This is a genomic window from Indiicoccus explosivorum (assembly GCF_002167005.1).
GTDB lineage: Bacteria > Bacillota > Bacilli > Bacillales_A > Planococcaceae > Indiicoccus > Indiicoccus explosivorum.
On record NZ_NHTN01000017.1, the window covers coordinates 1 to 13,826 of the forward strand.

Below are 13,826 nucleotides of genomic sequence, written 5' to 3' on the forward strand. Positions count from 1 at the left end.
CTCGTACAGTTCGTCCAGCGTCACACCTTCATGCAAATTTGCGATACTGATCAGCGTCTCGCCCGGCTGGATCGTATGGAATTTTTCTGTCGGGCTGCCGCTTTCCTTGCTGATGACCAGTTCACCGCCGATCGGAAGTGCATAAGGATCATATTGGCTATTCAATTCCATCAATCGATCAACCGATATGCCGGTCTCCTGGGATATTCCCCAGAACGTATCCCCCGGCTCTATCGTGACAGTTTCCGCTTGCACTGCCATGCCTGCTGATCCCATTATCAGTCCTGCTGCAATTGCTGCCGCTGAAAATTTGGATGCTTTTCGGATAATTAACGCCTCCCGTTAGATTATTCCGTGGCATGAACATTCCTTCGTTTTCCCTGAAAGCCCCAAACAAAACACTTAAAACTGAATTTTTAGATAAATAAATCGAAAGTGCCAATTCGTTTCTCATAACTTGTTATCCCAAAAGAAATTCACCCTGATCCGCAAATCGCCGGCCGAATGGTTCCCCGTCGGCCACTTCGAACACAACTGAATTCCAAGCCTTAATCCGCACATCTGTCCGGTGTCCCGCTGACCGGTATGTATCCCGCATTTCCCGCCTGATCCGCAGCGCGGTATCCAGTGAAAAGTGGCCGATCGGAAATGTAAGCCCTTCGACTGTCACGGTCACCAAGTACATCTCTTCCATATTCCCACTCCTCAGCCTTATTATCGGCTAAACCATTCCATTATAGTAGAATAAAATAAGGATTTATGCACGGAAATTTTTTATTGGACAGTGGGGGATCTGCAGTCTGTACACATTCGACGCATTGTTCTACGCTCAAGTTACAACAAAAGTGGGGGGTCTTCTTATCAATTATCAGCTGACCGGAAAAACAGCTGTCGTCACTGGCGGCTCAAAAGGACTCGGAAAGGCGATCAGTTCAACATTGGCCGCTTCCGGTGCGGCCGTCATTATTAATTATGCGAACAACAGTGAGGCGGCAGCGCAAACTGCCCAGGAAATCAAAAAAAACGGAGGGCTCGCTTTTCCAATCAAAGGCGATGTGACTGATGAACCAGATGCAGTCCGCATGATTGAAGAAGCCGAACAAGCCGTCGGCAGAACCGTAGATATCCTTATCAATAACGCGACCGGTCCGCAGCCCGAACTGTCGATAGAAGAAAGCACATGGGCCGATTACGAGGATCAGCTGCGATTCTTCGTCAAAGCTCCTTTGCTGGCCGCGAAAGCCGTATTGCCCGGCATGAAGAAAAACGGCTGGGGGCGGATCATCACGATCGGCAGCGAAGTCGTGCAGCTCGGAACGCCTAACTTCGCCAACTACGTGACCGCGAAATCAGCGCAGCTCGGCATGACGCGATCGTGGGCGAACGAGCTCGGGGCAGCCGGCATCACGGTGAACTTGGTGAATCCCGGTTTCATTCCGGTCGAACGGCACGGAATAGTAGACAGTAACGTATATCATGATTATGTAAACTCTGTTCCTCTCCGGAAAATGGGCGACCCGCAGGATGTAGCGGACACCGTCGCATTTTTAGCCTCGGACGGCGCCCAGTTCATCACCGGCCAGTCGATTTCCGTCAATGGCGGCAAAACGTTCGGGGTTTGATGTTCTTCCTAAAAACCTGGTTTTTCAATCCGAATGCGGACGCAAAAAAGCACCTTAGACGCAATTGATTTAGCGTCTAAGGTGCTTTCTTGTGGTCTGATACAATGCAATCCATCAAACTTTTAAACGTCCCAGGAGAGATTCGAACTCCCGACCGACGTTACTTCAGCCGTTACTAAACCGCGTCATATCCGCTCAGTGAACCGGTCATTAGCCGGTCTTAGACCGCTGTTGTAAGCATAGCACGCGGCTGTCAAAAAGAAAAGCGCCTGCCGGCTGGCAAGCGCTATCGTGTTTCTACTATATATATTAGGCCCTGCCGTAGTTCTGATTATCGCGGCTATCCGCATAGGCGCTATGCGTAATCTTCAAGCGGCGGTAAGCTAGGTCAACGCCGGCGAACTGTTGCGCTTCAAGCTCCTCTAAACGCTCCTGTTCCGGAGTTTTAAGGCGGCTTAGCGTCATATTAAGACTGCGCAAGTGCCGCGCAATCGCCTCGTCACCGCCGAGCGCGTCGAAGATTGCCGGCAATTGCAGGCGGAAGTGCGCCCATGCGCCGACATTGAGGGTTTGGAGTTTGCGCTCAAGTGCGTCATAGGCCAGCTTCTTCTCAACGTCGCTGAATGCGAGCTTAGCGTCAGCAATGAAGCTCTTAGCAAGGTACTCAACGGCTTCCTTGTCGGCGTTGGATACCGGAAAGCGTGAGCGTAAGGCGGCTTTTCTAGCGTTCTCAATCTCCGACTCCATCGTTGCGGCGTGTTCCCGCCGTAGCCCGTCTACTTTGGCGTCAAGTTCCCGCCGAGCTTCCTGAATTTCGTACTGGCGGGCGCCTTCGACGTTATAGCGCGGGTGGTCTGAGCTTTCGATGCGTTCTACTTGGCGGCGGAAGCCTGCAATTTCGCGTTCGATTTCGTTTTTATAGTCTTTCATCGTAAAATTTCCCCTTTATAGTTTTAGTTTTCCGTGGCTAGTGGCGTATTTACCAACGGCTTCCCTTTTCGACGTTCTTTATTGACGGCATGATGGCGTTCGTCGCCGGCGCTTCAAGCAAGTAAAGCTCGCTTTCCGCAACGAAGCCGTCAATCCGTGCGCAGGCGGCGTTATAGGCGGCAAAGTCGCTCTTTAGTGCGGATACATAGCGCGCCTTGAAAAGCGTGTCGCCGCTGTTGCAATCTATGACGATGATTTCGACATTGCGGCGCTTGTCAGGCGCCGGCTTGACGGTTACGTGGGCGGTTACCGTGCCGGCGTCTGCTTGCGCCCCTGCCGGTAGCGGCTTTTCTTTGCCGCGCCCCATTCCGAATAGCGTCATTACGCTGAGCCTCCTTATTTTTGTCTCTCTTGCTGAACTCTAGCGGCATACGCGGCGGCCGGCGCCATTTGACGTGAGGCTCGTATAGATGCGCCAGCCCTTCCGTGTTCTCCGTGAATATCCGTAGCCAGTTCGGTTGCCCGTCGTCGTACCACGTGACTTGTTTCGTCTCGCGGCGCATTGTCTTATTCGTCCTGCGTCCCAATTGCTTCAGTCCTTTCGTATAATCGCTGTAAGCCACGTACAAGCCCGTTGAGCGGCGTTATGCGTCAGGCAATACCTCTAACATCCGTCAGGGTCTATCGTCGCTGTACGGGGCTTGTGTGGCGCCTGAGGGCTTGCTGGCGTCTTTATAACGCGTCAGCCCGTAACGTTCCAGTTCCTCTTGCGTCATAGCGTTGAGGCGGTAAACCGTAACAGGGCCGCCTTCCGCTTCTCCGTTATGCCTGCGTCTTGGCGGCTCCTGCGTATAAATGGCGGGTAATTCCTGCATATCTCAACCTCCTAGCGCAATATAGAGCGTCGCAAAGAACGGCGCATTAAGCGCTATGCCGGCGGCGGTTGCGGTGAGCTTCTTACGCAAAGTCATTGCGCCTCAACTCCCACGATGCGACGTAAGCGAGCCGTGCGGTAAGCTATGCCGGCTCTTGCAAGCGTATAAAGGTATTCAGTAGGCGTTACGCCGTTGCGCTCCGCAAGCGTCTCTAAAAGCCTTCTAGCGGCTTCTGCGTCACCGTTAAGCAAGATGAACTCAAACGCCGGTAGAACGTGCTTGCGGCTATTGCAGGCGGTACACGCAAGCGTTACGTTGCCGAAAGTATTTGCGCCGCCGCACTCAAACGGTAGGACGTGTTCGAGCGTTTTCTCGCTTTGCTCAAGCGGCTTATTACAGTAATTACAATGCGTGCCGCCGAGAACTTCCTTGACTTCCTGAAGCGTGAGCGTGCTTTCGGCGCCATAGCGCTTTGCTTTTTGGTTGGCGCGGTCTTTCGCTTTAGTACATTTCCGCTCGAATGTGCCGTAGCTCGCTTTCCGCAATTCATCCTTGCAGGTGCGGCAATAAGTTTGCCTTCCGTCTCTCGCTTTGCTATCGCGGTTAAACTCCGCAATTGCCTTAGTTTCTTCGCAACGTGCGCATTTCTTCATTTCTTTCTTCATTCGTAAAACCTCCGTTTTTATTTTTTCTCGATAAGTTCTGCGTTAAGTTCTGCCATGATTGCGTTAATTTCCTTATTGCACTGAGTTCCGCCGTGCTTCAAGTCAACCAAGACGCTCAAGTAGTCAATCAGTTGTTTGATGCGTTCCGGGTTCGTCATTTCTTAACACGCTCCTTGTCTCCGTAGTCCCGAATAAACCGGTTGTAGTAAAGCGTGATGCCACGCATCGTGTTCGGCGTCAGGTTGAACGCCTCGATTATCTTGCGTTCCATCCGCCGCGTAATCGGCGCATAGCCGGTTTCCATCTGCGATACGTAACCGTCAGTCACGCCGAGCAGGGCGCCCATCTGCGCAACTGTCAGCGCATGAACGCGCCGGATGCGATAGAGCTTTTCTTTCGTGATGTGTACTTCCATATTCGTAGCCTCCTCGTAATTTCTTGATTGTCTCGCGGTGCCGCTGGCGATGCGCGAGCCTTTCCATAAGCGTTAGCGATAGGCGGCAGTTAAGGTCACGCTCGCAGGCGTAGCAACGCACTAGCTCAGCGCCGGTGTAGATTTCCGCGCTGGCGCCTTCCATTGCGCAAAAAGGGCAATTAAATTTCATAGCGCGCCCACGCCTTCAGAAGCTCGCGCATTCGGCTCGACGGAAGATATAGCTGTATCGGCTTCCCGTTACGTATTCTGCTCCGGTAAATCCATTGCAGAAGGTCGCTAACCGCGAGCATGTCCTCGTCAATTTCTACGCCGTTGTCTTGGAAAAATGCGTTAATTTCCGGGTGATTGAAGCGATTGAACAAATAAGCGAGGGCGCGCTTTTCGGCGTAGTCGTTCGTTGCGCGTGCGTTCACCGGAATGACGCTTTTCTTGAAGCCGCTCGGCGTTACCTTGTCGGCTACCGCCTTCAGCGTTGAAAACATGGCGTCCTCCGACTTGGCTTCCGCGTAGTGACGGAAGAAGTTCGACGCGTTATCTTTCATCTTCTTGCGCGCGCCTGCATCCATGCGCCGCAAACGGTTAGCGCTTAGCGCCGTTCGCTTGTCTCCGATGTTGTTGAGCTTGCCCTCGTATACGTCCATTAGCTCGTATAGCGCCGCGCGGCCTTCCGCTTTCCGGTCGTATTCCGTCAGGGCGTAGCGGCTTCCGGCGCGCTTTACGGCTTTGCAGTCGTATTTGAAGCCGAATAGCTCGCAGTAGTAGCGCTGTACTTGCCCGCGGAACAGATACGTCATAATGGTTACGCTATCAACTGCGCCAAAGACTGACGGCGGGAACGCCCATACTAAAAACGTATCGCGATGAAAGAACAGATTGCCGGCTTGCGCCAGTTCGCGTATGTCGCGGTATCTGCTGTTGTCCTCCGGATGCCCTATCCAAATGACGCGCTTGTCGTCAGCTATGCGAATGTCGCCGGCGTCGCGGAGCTTCTTGATGTCGTGAACGTTGACCGGCGCGGTTTCGACGCAATCCATCACTTCGTCGAGTATCAGCGTGTAGCCGTAACCCGTCAGCAGTTCGACTAGCTCCGCGTCAGCCCGCTGAAAGAGCGCGTGGGTGCTTGCGATGTCCCGCCCCTGCGCGATTAAATCCTTGAGGCTCGTCATTTTAGAGCCGTCATCATTCGCGTTGTTAGGCTCGTAGAAGTCGCGGCTCGTGACGCCTCTCTTGATGCGCTCCACTTCGTCGAGATAAGGCGTGATGTAAATAAAGCGCTCGTCCTCAGTAGCCTCCTGCATACGCTGTATGGCGTATTGCGTCTTGCCTGAACCCATGATTGAGTCAATTACGGTAATTTTCGTCATTTCTTTCTTCCTCCTCTGTTTTTGCGCTTGCATCCGTGGCGGCGGCGTGCTATAGTATGATTATGCTACCATTGCGCTAAGTCTGCGCTCCTTTCCGTAAGAGGCCGCAAAAAAAAAAAGACAGCCTACTCTTATTCCCCGTTTTGCATGGCGGTAAACCTTCGCTTACTACCGATATAAAAAGATAACAGCGGCTTCCGCTAGGCGTCTGAAAAAAGACCCTCTCACTATATAGTGGGACTAACCGGGTTTTTGTAGAGGCCTCAGTGCATAAAAGGTACTTTAGTCCTACGCAATCGCTTAAGCCGCCGTATGCTCTGACGCCAGTAACGGCGCTAGTTTGCGTACTTAACCGCCCTCTCAAAAAGACCCTCTCACTATATAGTGGGACTAATCGGCTTTTTCGCTAGAGGTAACTGCATAAAAGGTACTTTAGTCCTACTGCGCTCAGCCCCGCCCCAAAACGCCCTTAACGGAGGCTTACGCGTAAAAGCCCCCTCACTATATAGTGGGACTAACCGGCTTTTTTATAACCCCGCGCCCCAAAACGCTACTAAAGTCCTACGCAATCGCTTAGTTACCGCCGGCGCCCCTGCAAGTAAGACGTAAACAGTGCGTAATGGCAAGCGGCACTTTAGCGAACTAAAGCGTGAATGGCGTCAGGGCGCCGTTAATGCCGACTGTTCCGCTTGGTTATTACGGCACTTCATCGTAGTAAAGCGTTAAGGAATACGGAATGATTACGTACTAAAGGCGTACTGGCGCTTGCTATTCCGCTTGCTAACGCTTAGGTTCCGCTTGGCTCCGCTTGCTAACGTAATTACTAGGTTCCGCGTTCACCGCGTGCGCGCCTCGAAACTTTCAGAAGCCTGCGCAATAGGCCGGAAAAGGGGCGGCTTCGCAACGCCTACCCGACGACGTTTTGCGAAAAAAACTTCGCAGAATTTTTCGCGAGCCTTAGAGCGCCAAGGGTTTCAGCGCGCTTCCCTTAAAGAGAAAATACCTTTTTTAGAGCATAGTATTTAGTCGTCTGACGAGCGTGTTTTCAGCGAAGTCAGTGAGGAGCCGCAGGCGACGAGTCAGGAAGTAACGCGTTACCGTCTGAGGCTTCGGCTATCGCCTCGCCTGCGACTGTTCGCTTCGCTCACGTCGCCCTACATAAGCTCTCTTATTGCGTTAATACGTCTTACGCAATAGGGCGCCTATTCATTATTGCGGAAGTAATCCCGTTATACTCCGTAGTAAACCCTCGCCGGGTAGCCGCCATTGCATACGGAATCTATGCACTTATCGCCGCATGATTGCCGCATCCCTTACGCCAAGAACGCCGTAACGACGCCAATGTATACGGATTGCATACGGCACTATTCCGTCGCATTGCGAGAATGCCGTCATAGCAAGGCTTCCGCCGCCATGCGAGTTTACATAAGTTATGTTCTCGGTAGCTACGATGCATAACGTATTCATTCACGCCTGCCGGCGGTTGTCAAGGCGTATGCTCAAGCGCTAAGGCCGCGCCCATAAAAAAGAAGCGGCGCTCTGCCGCTCCTGTTGCGCTAATGCCATACCGGGGGGGGCGGTTCGTGCCTGCGCCTGCCGCCGGGTGCCGTCAAATTTCCTACAACTTTTTAAATTCCGGCCTTAACGTCACTGTCGCGCCGCCGCCGCCTCTCTTGCGCCAGCCTAAAGATAATCGCGCAGGTTCTCCGCTACGTCCTCTTTATCCATATACAGATAGCGCGTCGTTACTTCTATATCCGCGTGGCCTAGCGCCTTCGAGATAAGCGCAATGTGAGCGCCTTTATCAAGCAGGTTCTTCGCAAAGCCCCGCCGTAAGGCTTGCGGATTGATATTCTTTAAACCGTACTGGCGCGCATACTTGTTCAGCCGCTTCTGTATGTTGTTATTCGTCGGGCTAGTGACGATACAGCCGCCCCGCCGCGTGATGAATAGATAGTCGTTCCGTATGCCGTAATGCTTGCGGATTGCGTCGTTCTGTCGCATAAGCACGCCTAGGAGCCGCGTCAAGTCGTCTGAGAGCGGCAGGAATAGCCGCTGGTGGTTCTTAATGATGCCGCCGTCAATCTTTAGCAGGCGCTCGTCCAAGTCGATATGGGGCGCCTCTAGCCTTGCTACCGTACTAACGCGTAAGCCCGTTTGCGCCATTAGCAATAGTGCCGCCGCATCGCGTAACTGAATGAAGTCGGATAAGTCGAGCAGGCGCAGGAGCGTTTCTATATCCTTCATTGCCGCGCCCTGCTTAACGGGGCTATCAACGCGAACCGTCACCGCGCGCCAAAACTTAGACGCAAGCCAGCCGTTATCGAAGCAACGCCCTAGAAACGCCTTCAAACACTTCAGGCGCGTGAGCTTCGTTTGATTGCTAACGTCCATGCTCGCGAGCCAGTCGTAGATATGCGACGCCTCAAGCTCCGCCAAGTGCGTCGTGCCGGTTATCCGCGCAAAGTGCGTCACGTGCATGTTATAGTCGCTAATCGTGCGCGGGCGGTAGCCGGTTGTCTCCATATAGCGCGTTACCGTCGCAAGAGCGGCGTCAATCGTCATTGCTTGCGGCTTGGCTTCTTTGGCTTGCGGCGTTGCTTGCGGCTTCACTTGCGCGTGGCCTGCGCCCTTGGCGAATAGTCCCGTTAAATCTTCCGTTACCGTGAATGCGTTGTTTTTCCTCGTCATAATAAAAAGCCTCCTAATGCGTCTGATTTGCGGTGCTACGCGTGTAGCAAAAACCGGAATGTGACCGATTCAGTGACCGTTTCATTAGACGCCTTAGAAGGCTGTTGTGGCGGGGCTTTCCCGCGTTTTTCGTAACGTCCCAGGAGAGATTCGAACTCCCGACCGACGGCTTAGCTTACCGCTATGGCTTTCGCCACCAACTTCTGTTGTTTGCAAGTCTGGACTATATCTTCACCGTTTCAGGTGCGGCACGTGTAGTCTCTACGGAACCTCACGATAATCAGTCGCCTGATTATAATTCAGCGTTTCTACCTTCCGGACGGTCCGGACCTTTGAATCGCCTGCATTCCGTCTTTCATTCGACGGAATCGTAAGTTTCCTCGGTATTGCCATCAGCATGATCTGTTAAGGTTCCACCGATATAGTGCCGTGCACTCGGCAGGTTTCTGTTTCCCTGCGGAGGCTCCTATTGTTGAAGGCCGTTGCTCTATCCAGCTGAGCTACTGGGACATGTGCCATTCGAACCGAACGACAAGTTTTATTATAGGAACTCCTGGCACAAAAGTCAACGGCTATTTTGGATTGTCAGGAGAGCCACGCCGGCATGGCCGCTTTCAATTCGCGCAATGCATTCCCGCGGTGCGAGATTTCCGCTTTCTCTTCGGGCTTCAATTCGGCCATCGCCTTGTCCAGTGCCGGGACGAAAAAGATCGGATCGTAGCCGAACCCGTGCGTGCCGCGGCGCCCCGTCAGGATACGCCCTCCACAGGTCCCCGAGAACGTTTCCGTCTTTTCGCCTGGCGCCGCAATCGCCAGCACGCAGCGGAAACGCGCAGTGCGCTTCTCATCCGGAACGCCTTCCAGCTTTTCCAGCACTTTGTCGATGTTGGCATCGTCGTTTTTCTGTTCGCCGGCATATCTTGCGGAATAAACCCCGGGTTCGCCGCCGAGCGCGTCGATCTCCAGTCCGCTGTCGTCCGAAATGACGGGCTTGCCCAGGATCGCCGCGGTTTCCTCAGCTTTCAAAATGGCGTTTTCTTCGAACGTCGTGCCTGTTTCCTCGACGTCGATGTCTTTGTCGATATCCTGCAGCGTCAATACTTCGTAGCCGAGAGGTACGAGAAGTGCTTCGAAATCCTTCGCTTTGCCTTTATTGTTTGTAGCGATGATCACTTGTTTCATTGGTCAGCCTCCGAATCTCCGCCGATGCGGTTTGCGATGTCGCCGAGCACGTCTTTTTGGACGGCGATGAGCCGGCGGATGCCTTCTTCACCTAGGTCGAGCAGTTCGTTCAGCTCAGCACGGCTGAAAGTCGCTTCTTCCCCTGTTCCTTGAATCTCCACGAATCTGCCGGTCCCTGTCATGACAAGGTTCATGTCGACCGATGCTGCGAAGTCTTCGGTGTAATCCAAATCCAGTACCGATCCTTCGCCTTCAAGGACGCCCACACTCGTCGCCGCAAGGAAGTCGGTCACCGGGAACGTCGGCAGATCCAGTTTTTCGCAGGCGAGCGCGAGCGCGACGAACGCGCCGGTGATGGACGCTGTCCGCGTGCCGCCGTCTGCCTGGATGACGTCACAGTCAACCCACAGCGTGCGCTCTCCCAGTTTCTCCAAATCGACGACCGCCCGCAGCGCGCGGCCGATCAGCCGCTGGATTTCCATCGTGCGCCCGCCGATTTTCCCGCGCGTCGCTTCGCGCTGCGTCCGCTGGTTGGTTGCCCGCGGCAGCATGGAGTATTCAGCAGTCACCCAGCCTTTCCCCTGCCCTCTCAGGAAAGGCGGCACTTTTTCTTCAACGGTCGCTGTGCAGATCACTTTCGTGTAACCGACTGTGATGAGAACCGAACCTTCCGGGTGGACGAGGTAGTCCTTTTCGATTTTTATATCCCGCAGCTGTCCTGCTGCTCTTCCGTCGTGTCTGGTCATTCGTGTAGTTCCTCCTTTATTTCTCCGCATTCATCGTACCATAAAGGGGGGAACCGCCGCCAAGGAGCCGGCAGCGTGTTTCGGGAGTTGCGATGGTGACGCTGACGTGCAGAATAGAGTGATTTTGCGCGAGAACGGGATGAACAGTCGCAAGACCGGGATAAACGGCGCCGAGAACGAGATAAGCGGGATCGAGAACGTGTTAAGCGTTCCCAAGACCGGGATAAGCGCCCTCAAGACCGGGATAAACCCATTCAAGACCGAGATAAACCCACTCAAGACCGAGATAAACCCCTTCAAGAACGAGATAAACTCCTTCAAGACCGAGATAAACACACTCAAGACCGAGATAAACACACTCAAGACCGGGATAAACCCATTCAAGACCGAGATAAACCCACTCAAGACCGGGATAAACTCTTTCAAGAACGAGATAAACCTATTCAAGACCGGGATAAACCCATTCAAGACCGAGATAAACCCACTCAAGACCGGGATAAACCCATTCAAGACCGAGATAAACCCATTCAAGACCGGGATAAACCCTTTCAAGACCGGGATAAGCACAATCCACCCCCGACCAAACCACCCCCTCCTGACCAAAACAAAAAAACCGCTCAGCGGCGGTTCGTCAAATAAATCTCGTCTTACGGATTTCCGGCTCTTCGATTCCGAGCCAATCCTTTACCGTCTCCCGGAAAATCGGTACGGAGCCGGTCGTGTAAAAAATGTGTTTCGGCTGGCCGTTCCGGTTCGCCAGCAAGTTCTCATACTCCAGCAGACGTTTTGCGTCCCGGGCGGTCTCTTCTGCTGATGAAACGACCGTCACCGTCTGTCCGAACACTTCTTCAATGAACGGCTGAAGGAGCGGGTAATGGGTGCAGCCGAGGATTGCTGTGTCGAAGGACTGCTTCCGGAGCGGCAGCAGGGTCTCCTGCACGAGCGAGCGTGCGAATTCCCCGGTATGCTCCCGGCTCTCGACAAGCGGCACGAATTTCGGGCAGGCGAGCGGAATGACGGCTGAAGAGGATGACAGGGAGCTGATCGCCGATTCGTACGCACCGCTCGCCACTGTGCCGGCCGTGCCGAGCACGACGATCTTCTTTTTGACGGACGCCTTGACTGCGGCGCGGGCACCTGGGGAGATGACGCCGATCACGGGGATGCCCAAGTGCTTCTGAAGCGATTTGAGCGCCGCGGCGGTCGCCGTGTTGCAGGCGATGATGAGCAATTTCACTCCTTGGCGGACGAGCTTTTCCGCAAGCTGCCACGTGAACTTCCGGACCTCGGCGAATGGCCGCGGCCCATATGGACAGCGGGCGTTGTCGCCGATATAGACGACCTGTTCGGCAGGCATGAGTTTCATGATTTCTTTTGCTACGGTCAGGCCTCCTACACCGGAGTCCATGACACCGATCGGTGCATTCACAGCGCGCGCCTCAATCCTGTTTCATTTCCCGGTGGAGCTTCTCCAGGAGTGAAGACAGCTGTTCCACTTCCCCGGCTGAAAAGTCGGTCAGGACATCCTGCAAGTAGTCTTGTCGTTTCTTTATGACCTCTTCGATGATGCGCCCGCCTTCTTCCAGCAGATGGATGCGGATCACCCGTCGGTCATGATCATCCCGGACCCGGACGACGAGTTTATTTTTTTCCATCCGGTCCACTAGGTCGGTCGTGGTGCTGAACGCCAGAAACATTTTATTCGACAGGTCACCGATAGTCATATCGCCATGTTCGAACAGCCACTGCAGGGCAACGAACTGCGGCGGGGTGATCGTGTAGGAACTGAGCAGTTCCCGGCCTTTCTGTTTGATGATTCCGGCGATATAGCGGAGCTCTTTTTCCATGAAGGCGACCTGTTCTTCATTATGGAGGACTTGCTTGTCTTCATTCATTCCCGTTTTCCACTCCTCACTTGCTCTTCCTACCTTCTATATTGACGGTTTTTGGAGCGTTTCGCAATAGGGGCGGGGAACTTCAGCCCACAGCCTGCTCCGCTAATCCGAACAGTTCTTTGTCCGCCTCCGCCCACGGCTCGCTTTTGCCGGTCGCTTTCGCCATCTGGACGATGGTGCCGCGTCCGGTCAGGCAGACCGTCCCTTGCCGGTCGGTCGCCATGTAATGGATATCGACGGACGACCGCCCCACGTTTTCTGCTTTGACGTGGATGTGCAGTTCTTCGTCAAAATAGACTTGTTTGGCGTAATCGCACTGGAGGTCCGCCACCACCGGGATGGTCCCGCTGTCCCGTTCCAGCCAGCACTGCATGAGTCCCAAGTGTTTGAAATACTCGGTCCGGGCAAATTCAAAGTAAGTGAACGGCACGGTGTTATTCAAATGGCCGAACATATCCGTCTCCGAAAAGCGGACTGTCACCGGCACGGCGAAGCCGAATCCGTCTTTCCATTCTTCAAGATCGTTTATATATGAAGCGCGCATGCTTTCCCCTCCGCAATAAATTCCGCAAATTGTTGTATCAGTATAGCATTTTCGGCAAAAAGAAAAAACCCTGGATTTCTCCAGGGTTCTTCGTCCTGTCCTAGTCGACCATCCGATCGCTTCCGAAGAAGTTGCGGAACATCTGGACAGTTGCCGAGCGGTTCATCGCCGCGATCGACGTCGTGAGCGGAATGCCTTTCGGGCAGGATTCCACACAGTTCTGGGAGTTTCCGCAGTCCTGCAGGCCGCCCGGTCCGATCAGCGCATTGATGCGCTCGTCTTTATTCATCGCTCCTGTCGGATGTGCGTTGAACAGACGGACCTGTGAAATCGGTGCCGCACCGATGAAATCGGATTTCGAGTTGACATTCGGGCACGCTTCGAGGCAGACGCCGCACGTCATGCACTTGGACAGTTCATACGCCCACTGGCGCTTCTGTTCCGGCATGCGCGGTCCTTCGCCCAGATCGTATGTCCCGTCGATCGGCACCCAGGCTTTCACTTTCTTCAGCGAATCAAACATGCGGCTGCGGTCGATGACAAGGTCACGGACCACAGGGAACGTCTTCATCGGCTGCAGACGGATCGGCTGCTCGAGCTGGTCGACGAGCGCCGTACAAGACTGGCGCGCGCGGCCGTTGATCACCATCGAACAGGCGCCGCACACTTCCTCGAGACAGTTCATATCCCAGGCGACCGGTGTCGTGGTCTTGCCGTCCCGGTCGACCGGGTTCCGCCGGATTTCCATGAGGGCGGAAATGACGTTCATATTCGCACGGTATGGCACTTCAAACGTTTCCCAGAACGGTTCTTCGTTTGTCGTGTTGCGCCGCTCGATTTCAAAAATGACTGTTTTTGCTGCTTCAGCCATGACTA

At 54.0% G+C, this 13,826-nt stretch carries 17 protein-coding genes; 1 reads left to right on the top strand and 16 read right to left on the bottom strand.

Annotated features, from left to right (window positions below; all coding sequences use genetic code 11):
• Both CCE92_RS05730 and CCE92_RS05735 read right to left on the bottom strand, forming a co-directional pair.
• On the bottom strand, positions 1-276 hold a 276-nt coding region (locus CCE92_RS05730; protein ID WP_144390978.1), incomplete at its 3' end, for a LysM peptidoglycan-binding domain-containing protein.
• A gap of 184 nt (positions 277-460) precedes the next feature.
• On the bottom strand, positions 461-694 hold the full coding sequence (locus CCE92_RS05735; protein WP_088006572.1) for a hypothetical protein: 234 nt from the start codon (positions 692-694) through the stop codon (positions 461-463).
• 151 nt (positions 695-845) lie between these two features.
• Here CCE92_RS05735 and CCE92_RS05740 point away from each other — a divergent pair, with 151 nt between their 5' ends.
• Positions 846-1,622 carry an SDR family oxidoreductase gene (locus CCE92_RS05740; RefSeq protein WP_206601391.1) on the top strand — a complete coding sequence of 259 codons (777 nt, stop codon included), beginning with the start codon at positions 846-848 and terminating at the stop codon, positions 1,620-1,622.
• Positions 1,623-1,931: 309 nt separating this feature from the next.
• Here the strand turns inward: CCE92_RS05740 and CCE92_RS05745 are convergent, their stop codons facing one another.
• From CCE92_RS05745 to sdhB, 14 genes are all read right to left on the bottom strand, one after another.
• Positions 1,932-2,552 carry a hypothetical protein gene (locus CCE92_RS05745; RefSeq protein ID WP_088006573.1) on the bottom strand — a complete coding sequence of 207 codons (621 nt, stop codon included), beginning with the start codon at positions 2,550-2,552 and terminating at the stop codon, positions 1,932-1,934.
• Positions 2,553-2,601: 49 nt separating this feature from the next.
• Positions 2,602-2,934 carry a hypothetical protein gene (locus CCE92_RS05750; protein ID WP_088006574.1) on the bottom strand — a complete coding sequence of 111 codons (333 nt, stop codon included), beginning with the start codon at positions 2,932-2,934 and terminating at the stop codon, positions 2,602-2,604.
• 292 nt (positions 2,935-3,226) lie between these two features.
• Positions 3,227-3,427: a hypothetical protein gene (locus CCE92_RS05755; protein WP_088006575.1), complete on the bottom strand. Its 201-nt coding sequence runs from the start codon at positions 3,425-3,427 to the stop codon at positions 3,227-3,229.
• A gap of 92 nt (positions 3,428-3,519) precedes the next feature.
• The gene (locus CCE92_RS05760; protein ID WP_088006576.1) at positions 3,520-4,092 is read right to left on the bottom strand and encodes an HNH endonuclease; all 573 of its coding nucleotides are present in this window, start codon (positions 4,090-4,092) and stop codon (positions 3,520-3,522) included.
• Between the two features lie 17 nt (positions 4,093-4,109).
• Positions 4,110-4,250 carry a hypothetical protein gene (locus tag CCE92_RS15820; protein ID WP_155522828.1) on the bottom strand — a complete coding sequence of 47 codons (141 nt, stop codon included), beginning with the start codon at positions 4,248-4,250 and terminating at the stop codon, positions 4,110-4,112.
• A complete protein-coding gene (locus CCE92_RS05765; protein WP_088006577.1) occupies positions 4,247-4,507 on the bottom strand; it encodes a helix-turn-helix domain-containing protein in 261 nt (86 codons plus the stop codon). Before CCE92_RS05765 ends, CCE92_RS15820 begins: the two co-directional genes overlap by 4 nt.
• Positions 4,508-4,686: 179 nt before the next feature.
• The gene (locus CCE92_RS05770) at positions 4,687-5,892 is read right to left on the bottom strand and encodes a YonV family putative phage-derived protein (protein WP_088006578.1); all 1,206 of its coding nucleotides are present in this window, start codon (positions 5,890-5,892) and stop codon (positions 4,687-4,689) included.
• A gap of 1,683 nt (positions 5,893-7,575) precedes the next feature.
• The gene (locus CCE92_RS05775) at positions 7,576-8,583 is read right to left on the bottom strand and encodes a tyrosine-type recombinase/integrase (RefSeq protein WP_088006579.1); all 1,008 of its coding nucleotides are present in this window, start codon (positions 8,581-8,583) and stop codon (positions 7,576-7,578) included.
• Between the two features lie 585 nt (positions 8,584-9,168).
• Entirely contained in the window at positions 9,169-9,765 is a 597-nt protein-coding gene (locus tag CCE92_RS05780; protein ID WP_088006580.1) for an XTP/dITP diphosphatase, read from the bottom strand.
• Entirely contained in the window at positions 9,762-10,511 is a 750-nt protein-coding gene (gene rph, locus CCE92_RS05785) for a ribonuclease PH (protein ID WP_088006581.1), read from the bottom strand. The genes CCE92_RS05780 and rph overlap by 4 nt, the downstream gene beginning before the upstream one ends.
• 631 nt (positions 10,512-11,142) lie before the next feature.
• Complete coding sequence (gene racE / locus CCE92_RS05795) at positions 11,143-11,940, bottom strand: glutamate racemase (RefSeq protein ID WP_088006583.1); 798 nt, start codon at positions 11,938-11,940, stop codon at positions 11,143-11,145.
• A 10-nt stretch (positions 11,941-11,950) separates the two neighbouring features.
• Positions 11,951-12,406: a MarR family winged helix-turn-helix transcriptional regulator gene (locus CCE92_RS05800; RefSeq protein ID WP_088006584.1), complete on the bottom strand. Its 456-nt coding sequence runs from the start codon at positions 12,404-12,406 to the stop codon at positions 11,951-11,953.
• A gap of 82 nt (positions 12,407-12,488) precedes the next feature.
• Positions 12,489-12,950, bottom strand: a complete 462-nt coding sequence (locus CCE92_RS05805) for an acyl-CoA thioesterase (protein ID WP_088006585.1) — start codon at positions 12,948-12,950, stop codon at positions 12,489-12,491.
• A gap of 100 nt (positions 12,951-13,050) precedes the next feature.
• Positions 13,051-13,821 (bottom strand): succinate dehydrogenase iron-sulfur subunit, encoded by a 771-nt coding sequence (sdhB, locus tag CCE92_RS05810; RefSeq protein ID WP_088006586.1) that lies wholly within the window; start codon positions 13,819-13,821, stop codon positions 13,051-13,053.
• Positions 13,822-13,826: the final 5 nt, after the last annotated feature.